Genomic DNA, 19,197 nt, shown 5'->3' with positions numbered 1-19,197 from the left:
TTTGCTGTTTTTATTTTAAGTTTTTATCATATTAATTAATTTTACGATGGGGTGAAGTAATGAAGAAAATTAACAAAGAACAATCAGTATTTACATTATCAAAAGATCACAAACCAGTAGCATCAATAATATCAGGAGAGACTTTAATTTTTGAAACATCTGATTGTTTTAACAATGAACTTATAAGTGAAGCGCAATCTATCAGTGATGTTAAAAGTGAATTCATAAACCCAGCCACTGGTCCGCTCTATGTTCAAGATGCTGAAATAGGGGACATACTTAAAATTGAAATCATTGATATTAAAATCGATGATAACGGCACAATGACAGTACACTCAGGTGAGGGTTTACTTGGAGATGTTTACAAACTAGATAAAATAAAGATAGTTCCAATAAAAGATAACTTCGCCATTTTTAACGAGTTGATTAAAATACCGGTTAATCCTATGATAGGTGTAATAGGCGTTGCTCCTACTGATGGAGAAATTTCAACGTTTATACCTGGTAGTCATGGGGGTAACATGTATTGTAAAAGAATAACAAAAGGTGCAATTGTTTATCTTCCGGTTAATGTAAGCGGTGCGTTACTTGCTATGGGTGATTTACACGCAATTATGGGAGATGGAGAAACTGGAGGTTGTGGACTAGAGGTAAGTGGTGAAGTAACTGTTAAGGTTACTGTAGTCAAGAATAAGGTACTTCCTTTACCAATTGTCATTACAGACCATAGGTTAATGACAATATCTACAGAATCAACAATAGACAAAGCAAGTAAACAAGCAGTAATCAATATGCACCAATTTCTAGTCAGTGAACTTAAGATGGATTCACATGAAGTTGGACTTCTTATATCTTTGCTTGGTGACTTAAGAGTATGTCAAATAGTAAATCCATTATTGACAGCTAGAATGGAATTACCAATTGATATACTTGAAAAATATAATTATAAAATGGTTTAGTTGTATATGGAATTTATCCTTATTTATATATTTCTTAAAAATTAACATCGAAATATAAGGAACATTTAGCTCAAAAAAAGGAGAGGGATTTTAAAATGATAGATTTACATCTTCATACGACATCTTCTGATGGTTCAGATGAACCAGAAGTAATACTTACTAAAGCGCAGGAAGCAGGACTAAGCCATATATCTATTACAGATCATGACTCCATAAGTGCATATAAAAAGCTTGAAAAAGAAAAAGTACATAACTACTTCAGTGGTAAAATCATCCCAGGATGCGAATTTTCCGTTGCATATAAGGGGACCCCTATTGAAATACTAGCATACGATATAGATCTTGAAACTATTGAAGCAACAGGAATAGTTTCAGAAGAAAAATTTCTTGAAAGAGAAAACCAATATCTAAAAACAATGATGAATGTTTGTAAAAATCTAGGTATTAAATATGACAAAACCCTTTCAATCACAGGTGGCAAATACTTTGCAACACAAGTATTATTTTTTAATTTTAAGAAATATCCTGAAAACGAAAAACTTTTTTCTACAGACGTGTGGAAAGGCGTTAATGGTTTTTACAGAACCTGTGTTAATAATGAAAACAGTCCATTTTATCTAAACCAATTAAAGAATTATCTATCAATACAGGAAATCACTAAAATAATAAAGAAAGCAGGAGGAAAGGCATTTCTTGCCCATCTTTATGTCTATTATTCAGAGAATTATGAAGAATTTCTAAACTCAATAGTATCATTAAATGCAATTGATGGTATTGAATGTTATCATTCGCTTCACACAATGGATAAAACAAATTTCCTTCTTGATTATTGCAAAAGTCATAATCTTTATGTGTCAGGTGGAAGTGACTATCATGGTAAGATTAAACCTAAAGTTATATTGGGGGAGAGTATGCCTGGAATAAGGATACCTTACGCGCCTTCGGAAAAGTGGCTTTCAAGTTGTAGGGAATTTGATGGTGAGATTTTCTATTAATTCATACTTTGAACTTTAAAGTCAGAATCTGAATACTCATGCAATTATAATATACCTTTATACTGTCTCCATTTCTAAATTTAACATTAATTGTTATATCTCCCATAAGTTCATTACATTCTTGAAATCCTGATATATATTTTCAGTTTATTTTTTAAACCTATTGCCACCATTTGTGTATATAACAGTTAAAATATTTTTGATGAATATCCATTAGAGGGTGTAATTCAAAGTAAAACATAGTATACCCAAGCTTTTTTAGTATATCTATTTATACTGGGGTTAAATGAGCTTATATGATATACTAGAGGTATGTACGAACAATAAATCTAATTTAATAACTATAAGAGCATTTCATTTTTAGCTGCAACTAGGGTGAAATCTTATAAATTAAAAGATAATATAAAATAGTAAATATAATTTAGGAGGAGAAAATATGAATATATGTATTTTAGGTGGCGGGAATATAGGTACACTTGTAATGGGCGAACTGGGAAGGAAAGAAAATATTTCTGTCCGATTGTTGACTTCTAGACCACATGACTGGAACCATGATATTGAGGTGTGTGATAATGATGGCGTATTTAAGTACTCAGGAAGAGTGGATATAATATCAAATAATCCAGAAGAAGCAGTCAGTGATGCGGACATCATTATATCCACGCTTCCATCATATATGTTTAAGAAAACTATACAGAAGATAAAGCCTTTTCTTAAAGTAGGAGCATGGATCGGCTTGATGCCAGGTAATGGCGGTAGCGAATTCTATTGCAAAGAACTTATTGAAAGTGGCCACACAATATTTGGATTTCAGAGGGTTTATGGTATTGCTAGAATAAAGGAGTACGGAAAATCCGTGTATGACTTGGGTAAGAAAAAAGAACTTTTTATAGGAGCTATCCCTGCCGACAATTCAGAAAAAGTATGCAAGGTACTAGAGGATTTATTTGATATGAAGTGTAATCCGCTAGTAAATTATCTTCATGTTGCCCTTACACCAGCTAATCCAATTCTTCATACTTCAAGACTTTATGAAATGTTTCACAATTATAGCGAAGGAGTTTATTGGGAAAAGATGATTGGGTTTTATACTGAATGGACGGATGAAGCTTCTACAATGCTAATTGCTTGTGATGAAGAGGTACAGACATTGTGCCGTAGGTTGGATACAGTTGATTTGAAGAAGGTTGGGTTTGTAAAAGAGTATTTTGGGGCACAAACACCACAGCAGATGACTACGAAAATCAGCAATATTATTGCGCTTAAGAATATCCAGTCTCCAATGGTAATAACTGAGAAGGGCTATATTCCAGATTTTACGTCAAGATACTTTTTGGAAGATTTTCCATTTGGACTATGCATTATTAAGAGTTTTAGCGAAATAGTACAAATTCAAATTCCATTAATTGATAAAATTCTTATGTGGTTTGAGAAGGTTACTGGAGTTGAATATTATGTGGATGGCAAATTTGAAGGAAAAGATTTAAAAAATCTTCCAATACCCCAAAATTTCGGGTTGAATTCAGTAGAAGATATTACTGAATATTATAGATAAAAAAGGGGAAAAGTAAATGACCTTCTGTTGCAGAATATAAATGCAATAGGGGCTTTTTTTCTTTGGTTTCAAAGGTGCACATAAATAATGAGTAATTTATAAGAAATAAAGGAATCAATAGAATTATTCTTGTGAAAGTGGCTATAAGATAATGTAACCACCTTTAGTTTTTACTGGATTTATTGTAGAACAAGGAACGTTAACTAAGCATTTACCACAAATGTCTGCCTTAATATTTGAATGAAATTCAGCGTTACACATACACATTTTATAACACCCATGTCTGTCAAAATTATCAATCCTTAAAGATTTGTTTTCACATCTAACTATACATTTTTTGCAGGTTTTTCTAAGTTTATACAGACAATTCTCTGCATTTTTTCTTTCAGTAGGGTCTATCTTTAAGTCTGTTATAAAACTACCAATTCTACCACAACATCCACTATCTGTAATTAACATATTGTTTAATCCCAATGTTCCAAGTCCTGCTATAAACGCAACATGTCTATGAGACCAGTCACTAATTAATTTCTTAGGATCTAAATGTGATGCGGGTATAGTATTTGATTTATACCCTAATTTTTCTAATTCATTTTTAATGAAAATATTTATATCTAATATTAGTTGATTAGTTTCTAAATAGGCTTTTACCCAAATTTCCGAACATTCTTTTCCTTGGATATTACTTTTAACTACCCCTTCATCAAAAGGTATAAAATAAGTTACTACTGTTTTAGCTTCAGGTAAAATATCTACAGGTAGCGCATGTGAAGGACTAACCACATCCTTAAGATTATAAAACATTTCATTCTTAGCATCTGCATATGCTACTAAAGGTTCTCTCCATTTAGTTTGTACATCTCTAAAGTCTGAATAGTGTTTTACAAATTGCTGAATCATGATTTGAACTTCATTTTCCATTTCTACCCCCACAAACTTACTTAAATTATGCTAATCTAAACTACTTGGTAGACTTAACTCATATGCAAATTATAACATATAATTCTCCAATGTATAAACCCGCCAAAGCTAATTTGATAAATAACTTACATTAAAATTATACTATATTAAACATAAATAGTGATATTGTATATAAATTTCTAGGATTATGCTATAATAAGTCAAAATATACATTTATAAGATATTTGCATTAAAATTAGGGGGGCTGTTTAAAAAAACAATTAATATATAATTTAAAATTCAAGTAAAAAGGGGTATCGTAATGAAATTCAAAAAAAAAATTTTAACAGTAATGCTAGTAACAATGGGGCTAATTTTGCAAGGGTGTAGCCAAGGAGAAACTGATAAAAAAGTAGAGGCACCCACTAAAACAGTAGAAGAAAAAACTATTGTAGGGGAAGTCGACGGAAAGAGCATCACATTGGCTGATGTTTATGCAACAGATTTAAAAATTAAAATAAAAGAATTAAAAACTAAGTATGGTGAAGACTTTGCAACTACTCAAGATGCAGCTTCTAAAACAGAGTTTAATACTTCTAAAGAGCAATATTTAAATACCATAGTAGAAAAGTCAATTTTATTTAAAAAAGCAGCAGAGTTAAAGATTACACCTACAGAGGAAACTTTAACTAAAGCAGTAGATGCAAAAATCACAGCATCAAAAGCCAATTATCAAACTGAAGCAGAGTTCAATGCAGATATAGCGACTTATGGATATACCTTAGACACTTTAAAAGTAGCTTTTAGGGAACAAGAGATAGGACAGACAGTTGTAAAATATTTAACAAAAGATATAAAAATAACTGATGCAGCTATTAAAGAATATTATGCAGCAAACAAAGAAACTTTTGTAGACCCAGCAACGGTTATGACTAGGCATATATTATTCAAAACTGAAGCAGAATCAAAAACTGTAGATACTAAAATAAAAAATAAGACTGCAACTTTTGATACTCTATTTAAACAATATGAGGGTAACAAAGTAAAAGTAGAGGCAGCTACAGCTACTCCAGCAGATAAATTATTACCTATATCAGAAGATTTAGGAGAAATTGCTAAAACTAATACTAATTATGACCCGGATTTTATGGTGGGTTTAAATGTTTTAAAAACAGGACAAGTGTCTTCACCAGTTAAATCGTCATTTGGTTATCACATTATTGAAGCAAAGGCAATAAAAGCAGCAGTAAAGAGAACATTAGATACTGAAGTTATAGCTTCAATTAAAGCATATTTATTGGATGCGGAAAGTGAAAAAATATACAAAGCTAAAATGGTAGAATGGAAAAAAGAGTACAATGTTAAATTATTCTTGGACGTTCTAAATAAATAGATGATAAATATACACTTACGCTAATAAGTATGCGTATATTTAACTTGAAAATATTATATACATAGACTAATAGATTGGGAGATGTTTTTTAGAAACCATTATGAAAGGCAAGTTTGAGGATGATGTTATATTAGCTATTATAAAAAAATTATAAACGATAAGTTCCAGTGGGGGATAGCATATGACCAATATATTTAAGATAGCAATTGTACAGGAAAACCGAGATCCTTATGACAGCAAATGCAATACAGAAAAGGGATTAAGTATCGTCAAAAAAGCGAAAGAACGTGGTGCTGATATTGTTTTATTTCCTGAATGCTGGATTACAGGATATGAATTTCCAAGCGTAGATGAAACATTAACAGTTGAAGAAATTATGAAAACTTCACAGTTTAGAGAATGGAACGACTTAGCTATAGATGAGAACAGCCAATACATAAAAGCATTTTGCGGGATTGCGAAAGAACTAAGTATCGGTATTGTTATTACTGGATATACAAAAGGAATAAACAGACCGCAGAATTCAGCTTATACAATAAGTAAAAACGGAGAAATTCTTATGAAATACAGCAAAGTACATACTTGTGATTTTGCTGATGAACGAATGCTTGAATGTGGAAATGAATTTAAGGTGTGTGATTTTGAGGGTATAAAGATTGGAATAATGATATGCTACGATAGGGAGTATCCTGAAAGTGCGAGAATACTTATGCTAAAGGGAGCAGAAGTGATTTTACTTCCAAATGATTGTGGATCAATGCCCCCTCGAGTTCAAGTGCTGTCTACCAGAGCCTATGAAAATATGGTTGGAGTTGTTATGGCAAACCCGCCAGGAAAGAATGGGGGGTGCTCCTGTGCCTTTAGTCCAATCACTTGGGATAAAAAGGGGGTGCCTATTGATAATATAATTGTAATGGCAGACGCTGAAACACAGGATATATTCATGGCAGAATATGATATGAAAAAACTAAGAGATTATCGGAGTCAAGAAATGATGGGCAATACATTCCGTAAAGTAAAAGCATATTCTGATTTACTAAGCGATGAGATAAACGAACCATTTAAGCGCTAAAATAGACTAGCGCAGGCTCTTTTGCTGATATTGGTAAACCTGAACAAAAGGGGAAGTAGAGTACAAATAAATGAGTGATATAGCAAATTAAAAAATCCTGGACTGTTTAATTAGTCCAGGATTTTCTATACTTATAATTCTTTTAAATAAATTAAATTGGCTTTGTAAATGAACATTTCCTAATATTTAATAAGTCCTCTAAACGAATTCTTAAGTCTACCATCCATTCTGGTTCATTATTCCATTTTTCTCTTATAGAGAGTAGCAAACGAACATATCCATATAAATTAGCATATCTTCTGAACACAGGTAATAATTTAAGCATATCATCGGAAATATCATACTCGCAGCGGTAGCCTTTGATAAATTGATTTATTGAGGATTCTACTCGTTCTTCTTGCATATCTTCCTTCATACTGTCTAAGGATTGCTCAATATCCAATGCGTACCAATGATACATTGCATCATCAAAATCTATAGGATTATAGGTTTTTGAAATTTCATCATAAAATACGTTGTCAGTTTCAAAGTCATAGTGGATAAGTCCAAAATTCTCCTTTGTAACGGGCAAATTTGAAAAATAATTCTTAAGAATATATAGTTCACCTTTAGCCGCAATTTCATCTGGAAAATTTGATAATACGTCTTCCATCCACTCTATTGTTTCTTTCCAGTCATTACGTTTATCATTTACTGGTTTATATTCACTGCTTAGTTTATGCAATTTTCCTAATGCTTTACCTAATCCGGAGATAATATCATCTGTCAAAGATATTTCACTTATTTGTTTACCAGATGCTTTTTTAAATGCAACCGCATAGTATATTCCCCAAGGTGTATTTACTTCTTCAAGTTCATTACCAGCTTTAGATAATATAGTGTCTACTGCAGGATAACCATTATTTCTTAAAAATCTTAAAAAATCAAGTTCAGCAAGGATGCTTTCCTTGGATTTTTCTTCAGCAGATGCAAATCTAAGAAAAAAAGTATTACCTTGATTTCTACACCAATAAACTGCATTTGATGAAATCCTATAATAATTTAATAAATCAGAATCTACATTATCACTTTCCCAATTACTAAGTACCATATGGGCTAAATCTTTATTATTAAACAAATTTTTTAATTTTAACATTCAATATACCCTCTTTTCTTCTTTATTTTATTAAATCTATTTATTCTACTCTTGTCATAGCATTTCCTAGTAGCTTTTAGAGTTTTCAATTCATTCAATTGGCTTTTGTAACTATTGAATCTTTCAATAGTTACTTTCCCATCTTCAATGGCTGTTTTAATTGCGCAGCCAACTTCTTTATCATGTTTACAATCTCTATATCTACATTGCTCTGTTAAAGCATAGATATCATGAAAGCTTTCTGAAAGTATATCTTCATCAGCCCATAACTGTAGTTCCCTAATCCCTGGAGTATCTATAATTGTGCAGCCTGCTATATGTTGTAAAAGCTGAGAGCCTGTTGTAGTGTGCCTACCTTTCCCATTAGAACTGCTTATAGTATTTGTTTTTTGTATTTCACCACCGAAAAGATAATTAATAATAGTAGACTTGCCAACTCCAGAAGATCCAAGAAATACTATTGTCTCATTGCAACATAAAAATTTATCAAAGATGTTCATATTGATATTATTTAATACACTAATGGAATAAACAGATATACCACTCGCAATACTATCTATTTTTTCTATATAATCAGATATGTTATTACAAAGATCACATTTATTTAATAGTATAACTGGCTTTGCTCCGCTACTCCGAACTAAGGTAATATATCTTTCAATTCGACCTATATTAAAATTATCATCTAGACCACTTACAATAAATGCTGTATCTATATTTGAACCTATAATTTGTTCTTCTATATTTCCTCCAACTAATATACCATTTTTCATTTTTCTGCCACCTGATATAGCAAGTTTTCGAGCAAAGTAACTTTTTCTTGGTAATATAACGTATATAATAGCATCAGTATCATTGATTATTTTAATTGCCACCCAATCACCAACTGCAGGGTAATCTTTTTTTACATCTACATTATACATAAACTTGCCGCTCAATTTACCATTGAAATTTCCTTTTTCAGAACATACGATGTAGTTACCTTTGTGCTGAGTTATTACTCTTGCGGCACAGAACCCTTTGTCTAAATAGGGTTCAAAACTCTTTTCAAAATATTTATTCCATCCTAACTTTTCTAAACTCATAAAGTCTCCTTTTCTGTTGTAAGCCTTACGCTTACTAAAATTTTAAAGCCAAATGTGAGGTTCAAATAAAGTTATTATGAAGTTTTGAATAAATTTGCATAAGAAATATCTACATAAAAAAGAATATAAAAATACCACAGCAAGATCAACCTACTGTGGTATACCTAATATTTGGGCATAAAAAATACACGCTAACCCGTACCGTGCAAATTAATGCTAACTATTAAGTCTGAAAGGTTAAATCAAAGTTGCTCAAAAGGTATACTAAATAAAGGGTACACTAAGTACTCTTAAAAAACCTTTTGAACCTATATGCAATTAGTTCAAAATCACCTCATATAACTTTTGCATAAAATAATCCACTCCTTTCAACCAAAATTTACTATTAAACTTTAACCATAATATAACATATAGCCACTCTAAATACAATATTTAATTTTTATTAAATATTAAAATTAAGCTACATGTAAATTACAAGTATTTCTAAATTATAAAGGATATTAAACAAATTTGTAGAATAATGGTATTATGGAAAACCAACTGGCAAGGTGCATGTAAAATATAATGTGAAGCCAAACCCAACTACTAAAACAAACTAATTCAATTTAACAAGCAATTATAGGAGAATAAAAAGTATGACGATAGTAAATAAAGTTTGTGGTTATACGCTTTTGATAGCATTAAATACCATGTTGTAATATATGGACAAGACATAACACTTTTTTATACCAAAATTGAACCTCAATATTTTATTCCTATTCGTATTAAAAGAATACTTAAATCTGTTATGGATTTAGGAGATAGGATTTCTGATTACGATATAAACAATGGTACTATAACTCAAATAAAAAATGCTTGGGGAAACAATTAGGTGTATATGTATTGAAAAAGGATTAGTAAGCATAAGAAAGAATGATATCTTTCTATTCTGTAAGAAGCATTTTCAGATACAGTGGACTTAGAAATGTTAGAGAATTTATATAATTTTTATTTAAACAAGCAAAACGCAAAATTTCTAGAGGGTAATTTTAGAAAGAAACTATATTACTTTACTCTTAATATGATTCAAAGGTATTATTTAGAAAAGGAGTAACCTAAGTTTGCTTTGTCTATATTAGGGGCGATCCTATGCATTAGCCAAAACACATTCTTTTGCCTAGCTAAGAGCTAACATGGCTCAAGAACGTCTTTAATGAGACTATAGGGGGTGTCACCTATGTTGAAGGAGTTGATTTCCAAGTTAAATACCCGTGGTGCAAAAATTGTTTATCTGAGGGGGATTTTTTAATGAACGACATGCAAAATACAATTATTGATGAAGCCCTATCATATCTTACTACTAAATATAAAGTTGAAAATATTAAGCCTTTAATAAAAGGTTATTCTAATGATGAAAAATATTTGCTACAACTCAATAATAGGACTACAGTACTAATGAAAGTTTCTACCATAAAGGATTATAATAGAAAAAAACAAGAATTTAATTACTTAAATATTCATTAATATACAAATGATATAAGTGTACAGTTTTCAAAAGGCCAGATAGATGGTTATTTTAATGGCAATGTTACAGATATATTTTGGAGGAAGTATAATTTATTTGTTGCATTAAATTTTCATGCAAGTATGCTTGGTGGTCATTCATATAACCAGTTAGATAAAGTAAGGGAGAGACAAATTAAAATATTTAATACACATGATTTTGAAACCCATGCCGCTCCTGAATGGTACTTGAAATTAAATTAAAGAGAAAATAAAGAGAAAATAAAGGATATTCTAGTTGATTTTTTTTCTTAGTTAGATTTGAAGTCAATTAAGGATTTTTAAAGGGTGTAATTGATTATTTAGGGGGGCATTGTGAGGAAAATACTAAAAGATGGTCAAATATATTTATATGGATTGGTCGTATTTCAATAATTATATTATTATTGGTTATATTTAGACTGAAGCTTGGTTTTGAATTCCCATCAGAAACACAATATGAGTTAATGCTTACGAATATTAAATATATACTTTTAGTATTAGCACCTCTTTCGCTAATGATTGGATATGCAATTAAAAGTATATATATAGAAGCACTTAGGCTGTTTAGTAATTCAGATAACAAAACAAAGCATAAATAAATATGGGATATTAAGAGTAGTGTTTGACTGCCATATGTGGTGGTAAAACCGGTGGCTCATCTATCGGTATCAAAAAAAGTGTAAAACTTGATAGTGATAGTGCATATCAGTGATAGCTGAAGACATTGCTCAGTTAAAGGGTTATGTCAAACTTGCAATTAATGACGAAATAAATTAGGGGAGGATTATGATGAACATTTCCGTTGACGAACTATTAAACATTGAAGAATTAGATACAAGAGCCATATTTGAAGGGGTTAAGTACCCTTGGGAAGCCCTTACAAAAATTAAGAATTTCATTTTTGAATACGCAAAAAATCTGCCAGGCGATTTTGAAAGAATAGATGAATTTGTATGGGTTGGCAAAGGCACTACTATCGAAAAAAGTGTTCTTATAAAAGGCCCAGCGATTATCGGTTACAATTGCGAAATCAGGTATTCCGCTTACATTAGAGAAAATGTTATCATTGGTAATGATGTTGTAGTTGGAAACTCAACTGAAATTAAAAATTCAATCCTCTTTAATAAAGTGCAGGTTCCGCATTATAATTATGTTGGTGATTCAATATTAGGGTATAAAGCCCATTTGGGGGCAGGTGTAATAATCTCCAATTTAAAGTCCAATGGAACATTAGTAAAAGTAAAATATGGTACAGATAATATTGAAACTGGTTTAAGGAAATTTGGTGCAATTGTAGGCGATTTATCGGAAGTAGGATGTAATTCAGTTTTAAACCCAGGGACAATAATAGGAAAAGATAGTATTGTTTATCCATTAAGTTCTGTAAGAGGTTATATTCCAGAGAAGAGTATTTTGAAAAATAATGGTGAAATTGTAGAGAGAAAATAAAGTCAAGGAACCAGAATATCGTATTATTTCTGAAGTGAATTTTAATGTGTTTTAATTCGTATTTTTCATTTAAGGTGTCGTAACTGTAATTTATAACGAAGTAAAGAGCATTTATACTTTATGTATTTTGAAAGGAGAATTAGTATGTGGTTTATTTGGATAATAGTAGGCATTTTCTCAATTATCACTATGATTCTGTTGTGTGGTAAATGTTCTTTCTTAGTTGCGGGTTATAACATGATGAGTAAAGATGAGAAAGGGAAGTATAATGAGAAAAAGGTGTGTAAAGGTGCGGGGGTAACAATGTCATTGATTAATTTCCCATTAATTTTTATTGCTTTATATTTTCAATTATTCACTTCTGGCTACAAAACGGTGGGAACTTCAGATAGGTTTACTACAGCAATTGGATTATTATTTGCAATATATGTCGTCGTTGTTTGTGCGATAAGTGGCTCTAAAGGATTTAAAGGTTGTGAAAAAAAATAGTGATTATTAGAACAACCTATAGCTAAGTTAATTCACTATCATTCTGAGGTATGGGGAACTTCCTCTAACAAAATGAAAAATTTGAAGATGATATGACTTTATTTGATGATTTTAAGGGGTATAACAATTGATAATTGTTATGTGCTCCTAAAGAATACGAGGGGGAATAATTTATGTATGCCTATGCACTTGTAGGTTATTTAGACAATGAAACTGAATTATGTTTTAAAAAGTTATGGAATGAGTTAAGTGAAAATAATATTAAACAGCAATAGAAGATACAGTTGTTTTTTCAAAACAACTCAAATAATTTGTCACTATCAATTAGCTTAGCATGGATAATAATATTATAAATTATGGAGGTTATTATGACAATTAGAGAGAATATGAAAAATGGTATGTTGTATATAGATGTAGGAGAGGGTCTTGAAGAGGAGCGTAAAAGATGTAAAGAATTATTATATGATTATAACCATACACGTCCAAGTGAAGAAATAAAAAGGAAAGACTTACTGAAAGAATTGTTGGGCGATATGGGTGAGAATATTTGGATTGAACCACCAGTGCACATGGCATATGGTAGAAACGTTCATATTGGCGACTATTTTTATGCTAATTTTAATCTTGTAATCGTAGATGATATTGATGTTTATATAGGGCGAAATGTAATGATAGCACCTAATGTAACAATAACACCTACAGGGCATCCCGTTGACTCAGAACTTCGCAGACCAGGTACTCAGTTTTCAATTCCCGTAAGAATTGGTAATGATGTATGGATAGGTTCCAATGCAGTGATTTTACCAGGTATCACGATAGGGGATAATTCAGTTATAGGTGCTGGAAGTGTTGTTACTCATGATATTCCTGAGAATGTAATCGCTGTAGGAAATCCATGTCGTGTATTAAGGAAAATAAATGAACATGATAAAGAATATTATTATAAAAATAGAAGGGTCGAATAATTTTAATGTGATTAAAAATGAGTCGAGGGGGGGAGGAGTGCCATGGAAGTTTTTATTTTATTTGCACTTATGATTGGTTCTTGTATATGGTGGTATACAGATTTATACGACATTATTACTAATTTCAGTAATAATGTCATCGTTAAGACTAGGCTAATCACCATGTGTATTTCAACTATTGTTACTATTATTCTATTGCTTGTTATAATTGTCACAATTTTTAATCATTAAGTCTAACTAATATAATCTTTAACCAACTTAATGTACATTCTTCGTAAGATTATTTATATACGCTAATAAGGGACGAGGTGAATTATTTGATTAAAACTTTAATAATAATTGCTGGTATGCCTGCAACAGGAAAAACCACATTTGCAAACTATTTATCAGATAAAATGCAAGTACCTTTAGTTTGCAAAGATAAGCTTAAAGAAATAATATGGGATAAAGTTCATTATGATACAAATATCCGGATAGAATCTCAAAAATACGGGGGATTAGCGTACAACTTATCTTTTCACTTTTGTGAAATGCTTATGAAAACCAATCAGACATTTATTCTTGAAAGTAATTTTACAAATCCATGTCCCGATATATTAAATTCAAAAGTCAGAAAATACAAATACAGAGTAATTACGGTGTTATTTGACGGAGATGTTGCGGTTATACACAGGCGATTTTTGGCAAGAGATACCACGGAGGAAAGACATCAGGGTCTTGTTTCAATTAATTACTTTAGTGATTTTGAGTTTTTTAAGAAAGCCACTAAACCGTGCAGAGATTTTGACTATGGGGATATACGAATTATTGTAGATTCAACGGATTTTTCAAAAGTTTCATATGATTATATTATAGCAAAAATATTAGAAGCATAATTGACCTGTAAACTTATTACACAAGGTGCATTTACTATAATACTTAATAAAAATAGAGTGTTACTTTCTAAACGAAAAGGTATTCCAATATGGGATTTACCAGGAGGTGGAGTGGAAAAACATGAGATGCTAACTGATTGTGCGGTAAGGGAAGCATTTGAATAAACAGGAATTTGTTGAGGTGAAAATTATGAGTAAGATTTATATAATTGGAATAGTAGCAAGTGGCAAAACTACACTTGCTAAGAATCTATCAAGAGAATTGAACATTACATATTATGAATTAGATTGTATAGTTCATCATAAAACAGAAACAGGAAGATATAAACGAACTTCCGAACAACAATTAGAAGTTATTAAAGATATTGATAGTATCGGTGATTGGATTATTGAAGGCACTTATAGAGAAAGCTGCCATTATTTATTTGATATGGCTGATAAGATAATATTTCTTGATACACCACTTTGGAAGCGAAAATATCGTATTTTGTTACGTTATATCAAGCAACAACTTAGAATAGAAAAGTGCCACTACAAGTCAGATTTTAAAATGTTAAAGCAAATGTATCAGTGGACTAAGGATTTTGAAAACAATAGAACCGATTTTGAAAAAATGCTAAGGCAATATATAGATAAATTAATTGTTGTAAAAAATGCAAAGAATCTTAGACTGAACAGTTAAGCGTGATGTATAGTTTCAGTTAGTCATGAATGGTAGAATAGTACGTTTCAGTATTAAATAGTAAACTTCGATTATTATAAACAATATGGGAGGAATGTTATGAGATTATTAAGACCATCCATCGAATATAAACAACAGGTTTTAGAATACAAAAATGAATTTATGGAGAATGGTGATAATATGGCAGGCGCATCATATTTAGAAAAATATGATGTTTATGAAGAATGGATGAAATTTGTATCAGATAACGAAAAAGAGAGTACAAAACATACTGAAGTAACTGCAAGCGTGTTCTTAGCAATCAGGGAAGAAGATAATAAATTAGTTGGTATGATAAATATCAGGCATTCATTAAATGATTATTTATATAATTACGGAGGGCATATTGGATATAGTGTAAGAAGATTTGAACGCAGAAAAGGTTATGCTAAGGAAATGCTGATAATTGCATTGGCAGAATGTAGAAAATTGGAAATGAAAAAAGTATTAATTACATGTGACGCTGATAATCTTGCTTCTGCAAAGACCATAAAATTTTGTGCTGGAATATTGGAAAATGAAGTTCCTAATTTTGAGATATTAACTCAGCGATATTGGATTGAATTATAAGCATATATGAAATTGATTTAGTTCTCAATTTTCATAAAGGTTGTTATAACCGTGCTTTGTAATTATTGTAACCTTGTAATAAATGACATACTAATTGTTAAATTAGGGGGGGAATGGTGAATAGTATTTTACTAAACTTAGGGTAAGTAGTTGCTGTTAAGTCATAATCATTAGGAGAAAAATATATGTTTATAGAAACTAATCCAAAAGAAATGATTTATAAGGACTTAATAGATTTGGCTTTTGAAATTTGCAGTGAATTTGTATTAGTAGTAAGAAATGATATTGGTATAAATACTAATATTAATTACGTTTTAGAAAAATCACAACCATCATTAAATGAAGTAAAAGATCAATTTGAATGGCCAGGTACAGTATGTTTTGGTGAGTAACCTGCCTGAGGACTTGTCTTTTATAAAAAATCATAAGCCTTGGCTAATTAATACTTCACATGAATATGAAAGTTACATTGAAACTGAAGATGAACAAGAAATTGATAAAATTATAAAAATCAAAGGATTACAATTAAGGTTGTAGAATTGGATAGGTAGGTTGTGTCTATAATTGGAATTTGGGAAAACTTGTACTTAACAGATGAGTGTTGGAAATATCGTGGGGAGCTGAAAAATAATGTTTTATAAAGATCTTTGTGTGTTAGAAGAATAGCGGGAATATATCATGCTAGTAATTAAATTGCTAAAGTTTTATTCAGGAGATTATGAAGGAATTGAGGTAGTAGCAGTATTTTGTGGAGTATGTAAAGTTAATGCTGCTATTGCTACACAAATTAGTATATCTTTAAAATAAAAAGTGATTACAATATATAACCATATTTTACAATGTTCTTATCTTGCGTCACAACGGTATATTAATGCGAATTATTTTTAAAAATCACATTAAATGAGATATAAAAAGGAGTGTATATAGTGGATAATACATTAATTTATGTTACAGGTAACGATGTTAAATTTGATGTTGCTTTAAAGGCATTTACCAATACAGGAATAGTTCTTTTACAAAAAAAACTAGATACCCCTGAAATTCAAAGTAAAAGTGTACAAGAAGTAGCTATGTATTCAGCTAGTTGGGCAAGTAAACAGCTAAATCAACCCGTTTTAGTAACAGATGCTGGCTTTTTCATAGAGACATTGAATGGATTTCCTGGTCCCTTTATCAAATATGTGAATGAATGGTTTTCTTCGTATGATTTTATTAACTTAATGCAAGGCAAGACTAATCGTACTATTATTATTCAAGATTGTTTGGCATACTGCCGTCCAGGTGAAGAACCAGTTGTTTTCACTGGAGCATACCAAGGAAAATTAGCAAAACAACCTAGTGAGAAATGCGGTACTTCAATTGAACAGCTTTTTATTCCAGAAGGTTTCGATGTTCCTATTTCAGATATACCTGTCCAAAAAATGATTTCCTACTGGGGTAACGGTGAGATAGTGAGCAAATTTAAAGATTACATTTTATCTAAATTGGATTCTGTAAATGTAAAGTTATAATTCGCTTTCTTTATAAAATTCTTCATAAGCAGCTGTAATAATTAGTAAAGAAATCAGATGAATTGGGTAGGGGGTGTCTATACCCATTAGGCTAATAATGGGCAGTCGAAAAAATGAATACTTAATTGATGAGTGCAGTGAAAATGAATAACTTGGATATGGCGAATTAATTAAATGAGACGTACTAATTAAAAGTCAAATCAGAAGAATAATCTGTATTTATTGGAGAAGGAATATTATGAAGAAAAAAAATAAAGGAAATAATAATAATAATACAGTTTTTAATCATGTTATTTATCCGAAAGAATTAAGTGGATATATGCTAATAACCCTACTTGTATTAGCGATACCTATCATGTTCCTATATTTAGGAAACGCTATGCTATCCGAAAAAGTTAGCAGAAATGAAATGTTTTGGAATGTTACTGCTATTGTAATAATGTTTTTACCTAGTATTTACTTTGTTTTGAGTCTGTATAAGCTTTTATCTAAAAAGATATATATAGAAATTACTCAAGATTACATAAAAATAAAAAAAACCTTTAGGACACATATAGTTAAGATTTCTGAAATAGAATCCATAGAAGAAATAGTTGAATACAGAAGCCCTGCACAAATTTTTTTTGAAACAAAGCCAACAATTGATAGAAAAGAAAATATAACAATAAAGGTTCCAGTTTTTTGGTTTTCAAGTAATGATTTAGCTGATTTAATTTTTTTGTTAAGAAAAAGAAATAAAAATATATATTACAGCACTTATCTTGTCTATACATCTTCTGAGAAGAGAAAACCTTATACAAAGGATAAATCAAATAAATAAGTATACAATTTATCTCGCAGTTTTCTTTTATTGTACAACTATCGCAAAACTACGATTGATGAACACTTGTATATTATGTCGTCATAAATACTAAAGATGACAATTACCAAGTTTATATCCCAAGGATAATTTATAAAACATCTAAAAACAAAAACATTTTTGGGCTTTTCATCGTCTAATAGTATGAAGGGTTAATTAGAACAACATACCATAAGTATATTTTATTAGGAGGGAATAGTAAAATTATGAAAAAAGTTATTATAATTTTTTGTTCAGCAATTATTTTTATAGGATTATTTACTGCTTGTTCAAGTCCAAACGAACCCAATAATATAACTAAATACCAAAGAATTGATATTTATACTGCTAAAGATTTCAGTAAAGAAATAAATACCCCGATTCTATCTATTAATGACGAAAAAACGTTGAAGGAAATTTCAACAATCATAAGTAACTCTGAAAAAATGCCAGGAATTTTAGATGTAGCATCACCAGAGTATATATTTGAGATATATGATTTTAATAAAAGTATACAAACTGTATATTTGTGGATAGGAAAAGACAGTTCTAAGGGTATGTATATGTATAAAGATAATACTGAAACAGGATATTCTATCTCAAAAGATAACACTCAGAAACTAAGAAAAATAATAGTTGCTACAAATAATTAATTCATAATGTGCTGTAATTAAAGAGGGGGTTGTATATGAAAAAAATCATTTTCGTACTTGTTATTTGTTTAATATTTCTAATTGGCTGTGAGAGTAAGAATGTTGTGATTAACTATGAAGGTAAAAATCAAAATTGGTATGTATCTTATAAAATTGATGGAAATGAAGAATCACATGATGGTTATTACACATTTAAATTTATCGGAACTGATGATAAGCCAGTAGGTGAAATTAAATACTTGATTGATGGACCTAAAGAGGGAGAAGATGGTAAGTTTTTACTAAATAATACAAATGAATATACTGGTAAAATGAAAATAACTGGTGGAATACCAAGTATCTCAGATAGGGATATAAAAGTTAAGGTAGAGTGGAGTGGCAAAACAGAGATGGTAGTGTTAAGTAGGTCTAAATAAGAAGGCTACTACAGAATATTCATATTTTATGTCATAACTGTAGAAAAATACGCAGTAATAAATTAAGAAGGGGTATTCATGAATAATATTAT

26 protein-coding genes are annotated in these 19,197 nt (G+C 30.5%); 23 read left to right on the top strand and 3 right to left on the bottom strand.

Translation table 11 applies throughout. The features are described from left to right. Positions 1 to 59 precede the first annotated feature (59 nt). The 3 genes from KPL50_RS10095 to KPL50_RS10085 all read left to right on the top strand — a co-directional run bounded on the left by KPL50_RS10095 (position 60) and on the right by KPL50_RS10085 (position 3,509). On the top strand, positions 60 to 959 hold the full coding sequence (locus KPL50_RS10095) for an acetamidase/formamidase family protein (RefSeq protein WP_216298336.1): 900 nt from the start codon (positions 60 to 62) through the stop codon (positions 957 to 959). 95 nt (positions 960 to 1,054) lie between these two features. Then, the gene (locus tag KPL50_RS10090; RefSeq protein ID WP_216298335.1) at positions 1,055 to 1,954 is read left to right on the top strand and encodes a PHP domain-containing protein; all 900 of its coding nucleotides are present in this window, start codon (positions 1,055 to 1,057) and stop codon (positions 1,952 to 1,954) included. Between the two features lie 436 nt (positions 1,955 to 2,390). Then, positions 2,391 to 3,509, top strand: coding sequence for an NAD/NADP octopine/nopaline dehydrogenase family protein (locus KPL50_RS10085; RefSeq protein WP_216298334.1), 1,119 nt, complete (start codon positions 2,391 to 2,393; stop codon positions 3,507 to 3,509). Positions 3,510 to 3,650: 141 nt separating this feature from the next. Here the strand turns inward: KPL50_RS10085 and KPL50_RS10080 are convergent, their stop codons facing one another. After that, complete coding sequence (locus KPL50_RS10080; protein ID WP_216298333.1) at positions 3,651 to 4,430, bottom strand: epoxyqueuosine reductase; 780 nt, start codon at positions 4,428 to 4,430, stop codon at positions 3,651 to 3,653. A gap of 301 nt (positions 4,431 to 4,731) precedes the next feature. On the opposite strand from KPL50_RS10080, the gene KPL50_RS10075 reads away from it, so the two are divergent. Both KPL50_RS10075 and KPL50_RS10070 read left to right on the top strand, forming a co-directional pair. Further along, complete coding sequence (locus KPL50_RS10075; protein ID WP_216298332.1) at positions 4,732 to 5,802, top strand: peptidyl-prolyl cis-trans isomerase; 1,071 nt, start codon at positions 4,732 to 4,734, stop codon at positions 5,800 to 5,802. A 181-nt stretch (positions 5,803 to 5,983) separates the two neighbouring features. Next, a complete protein-coding gene (locus KPL50_RS10070) occupies positions 5,984 to 6,874 on the top strand; it encodes a carbon-nitrogen hydrolase family protein (RefSeq protein ID WP_216298331.1) in 891 nt (296 codons plus the stop codon). A 151-nt stretch (positions 6,875 to 7,025) separates the two neighbouring features. Here KPL50_RS10070 and KPL50_RS10065 read toward each other — a convergent pair whose 3' ends face one another. Both KPL50_RS10065 and rsgA read right to left on the bottom strand, forming a co-directional pair. Continuing rightward, the gene (locus KPL50_RS10065; protein ID WP_216298330.1) at positions 7,026 to 8,009 is read right to left on the bottom strand and encodes a phosphotransferase enzyme family protein; all 984 of its coding nucleotides are present in this window, start codon (positions 8,007 to 8,009) and stop codon (positions 7,026 to 7,028) included. Next, the gene (rsgA, locus tag KPL50_RS10060) at positions 8,003 to 9,094 is read right to left on the bottom strand and encodes a ribosome small subunit-dependent GTPase A (RefSeq protein WP_216298329.1); all 1,092 of its coding nucleotides are present in this window, start codon (positions 9,092 to 9,094) and stop codon (positions 8,003 to 8,005) included. Before rsgA ends, KPL50_RS10065 begins: the two co-directional genes overlap by 7 nt. Before the next feature lie 655 nt (positions 9,095 to 9,749). On the opposite strand from rsgA, the gene KPL50_RS10055 reads away from it, so the two are divergent. The 18 genes from KPL50_RS10055 (at position 9,750) to KPL50_RS09975 (ending at position 19,105) form a co-directional block, all read left to right on the top strand. Beyond that, positions 9,750 to 9,965, top strand: coding sequence for a hypothetical protein (locus tag KPL50_RS10055; protein WP_216298328.1), 216 nt, complete (start codon positions 9,750 to 9,752; stop codon positions 9,963 to 9,965). 416 nt (positions 9,966 to 10,381) lie between these two features. After that, complete coding sequence (locus KPL50_RS10050; RefSeq protein ID WP_216298327.1) at positions 10,382 to 10,597, top strand: hypothetical protein; 216 nt, start codon at positions 10,382 to 10,384, stop codon at positions 10,595 to 10,597. Positions 10,598 to 11,022: 425 nt separating this feature from the next. Then, the gene (locus KPL50_RS10045) at positions 11,023 to 11,217 is read left to right on the top strand and encodes a hypothetical protein (RefSeq protein WP_216298326.1); all 195 of its coding nucleotides are present in this window, start codon (positions 11,023 to 11,025) and stop codon (positions 11,215 to 11,217) included. Between the two features lie 190 nt (positions 11,218 to 11,407). Next, on the top strand, positions 11,408 to 12,067 hold the full coding sequence (locus tag KPL50_RS10040; RefSeq protein WP_216298325.1) for a UDP-N-acetylglucosamine pyrophosphorylase: 660 nt from the start codon (positions 11,408 to 11,410) through the stop codon (positions 12,065 to 12,067). Positions 12,068 to 12,211: 144 nt separating this feature from the next. Further along, a complete protein-coding gene (locus KPL50_RS10035; protein WP_216298324.1) occupies positions 12,212 to 12,556 on the top strand; it encodes a DUF3784 domain-containing protein in 345 nt (114 codons plus the stop codon). 368 nt (positions 12,557 to 12,924) lie between these two features. Beyond that, positions 12,925 to 13,521: a maltose acetyltransferase domain-containing protein gene (locus tag KPL50_RS10030; RefSeq protein ID WP_216298323.1), complete on the top strand. Its 597-nt coding sequence runs from the start codon at positions 12,925 to 12,927 to the stop codon at positions 13,519 to 13,521. A gap of 42 nt (positions 13,522 to 13,563) precedes the next feature. Beyond that, the gene (locus KPL50_RS10025; protein WP_216298322.1) at positions 13,564 to 13,752 is read left to right on the top strand and encodes a hypothetical protein; all 189 of its coding nucleotides are present in this window, start codon (positions 13,564 to 13,566) and stop codon (positions 13,750 to 13,752) included. A gap of 86 nt (positions 13,753 to 13,838) precedes the next feature. Further along, on the top strand, positions 13,839 to 14,396 hold the full coding sequence (locus KPL50_RS10020) for an AAA family ATPase (protein ID WP_216298321.1): 558 nt from the start codon (positions 13,839 to 13,841) through the stop codon (positions 14,394 to 14,396). Then, the gene (locus KPL50_RS10015; RefSeq protein ID WP_216298320.1) at positions 14,397 to 14,561 is read left to right on the top strand and encodes an NUDIX hydrolase; all 165 of its coding nucleotides are present in this window, start codon (positions 14,397 to 14,399) and stop codon (positions 14,559 to 14,561) included. 25 nt (positions 14,562 to 14,586) lie between these two features. Further along, a complete protein-coding gene (locus tag KPL50_RS10010) occupies positions 14,587 to 15,078 on the top strand; it encodes a hypothetical protein (protein WP_216298319.1) in 492 nt (163 codons plus the stop codon). A 99-nt stretch (positions 15,079 to 15,177) separates the two neighbouring features. Then, positions 15,178 to 15,687 carry a GNAT family N-acetyltransferase gene (locus KPL50_RS10005; RefSeq protein WP_216298318.1) on the top strand — a complete coding sequence of 170 codons (510 nt, stop codon included), beginning with the start codon at positions 15,178 to 15,180 and terminating at the stop codon, positions 15,685 to 15,687. Positions 15,688 to 15,872: 185 nt separating this feature from the next. Further along, on the top strand, positions 15,873 to 16,079 hold the full coding sequence (locus tag KPL50_RS26975; RefSeq protein ID WP_253200551.1) for a hypothetical protein: 207 nt from the start codon (positions 15,873 to 15,875) through the stop codon (positions 16,077 to 16,079). Between the two features lie 13 nt (positions 16,080 to 16,092). Then, positions 16,093 to 16,224 carry a hypothetical protein gene (locus KPL50_RS27450; RefSeq protein WP_290443221.1) on the top strand — a complete coding sequence of 44 codons (132 nt, stop codon included), beginning with the start codon at positions 16,093 to 16,095 and terminating at the stop codon, positions 16,222 to 16,224. 141 nt (positions 16,225 to 16,365) lie between these two features. Continuing rightward, positions 16,366 to 16,494, top strand: coding sequence for a hypothetical protein (locus KPL50_RS27445; RefSeq protein WP_290443220.1), 129 nt, complete (start codon positions 16,366 to 16,368; stop codon positions 16,492 to 16,494). A gap of 119 nt (positions 16,495 to 16,613) precedes the next feature. Then, positions 16,614 to 17,198, top strand: coding sequence for a non-canonical purine NTP pyrophosphatase (locus KPL50_RS09990; RefSeq protein ID WP_216298317.1), 585 nt, complete (start codon positions 16,614 to 16,616; stop codon positions 17,196 to 17,198). 238 nt (positions 17,199 to 17,436) lie between these two features. Further along, on the top strand, positions 17,437 to 18,018 hold the full coding sequence (locus KPL50_RS09985) for a hypothetical protein (RefSeq protein WP_216298316.1): 582 nt from the start codon (positions 17,437 to 17,439) through the stop codon (positions 18,016 to 18,018). A 245-nt stretch (positions 18,019 to 18,263) separates the two neighbouring features. Continuing rightward, positions 18,264 to 18,689, top strand: coding sequence for a hypothetical protein (locus KPL50_RS09980; protein ID WP_216298315.1), 426 nt, complete (start codon positions 18,264 to 18,266; stop codon positions 18,687 to 18,689). Positions 18,690 to 18,724: 35 nt separating this feature from the next. Continuing rightward, positions 18,725 to 19,105, top strand: a complete 381-nt coding sequence (locus tag KPL50_RS09975; RefSeq protein ID WP_216298314.1) for a hypothetical protein — start codon at positions 18,725 to 18,727, stop codon at positions 19,103 to 19,105. Positions 19,106 to 19,197: the final 92 nt, after the last annotated feature.

Source organism: Clostridium sp. CF012 (assembly GCF_018861755.1).
Taxonomy (GTDB): domain Bacteria; phylum Bacillota; class Clostridia; order Clostridiales; family Clostridiaceae; genus Clostridium_AD.
This window is presented reverse-complemented; position numbering and strand designations above follow the sequence as displayed.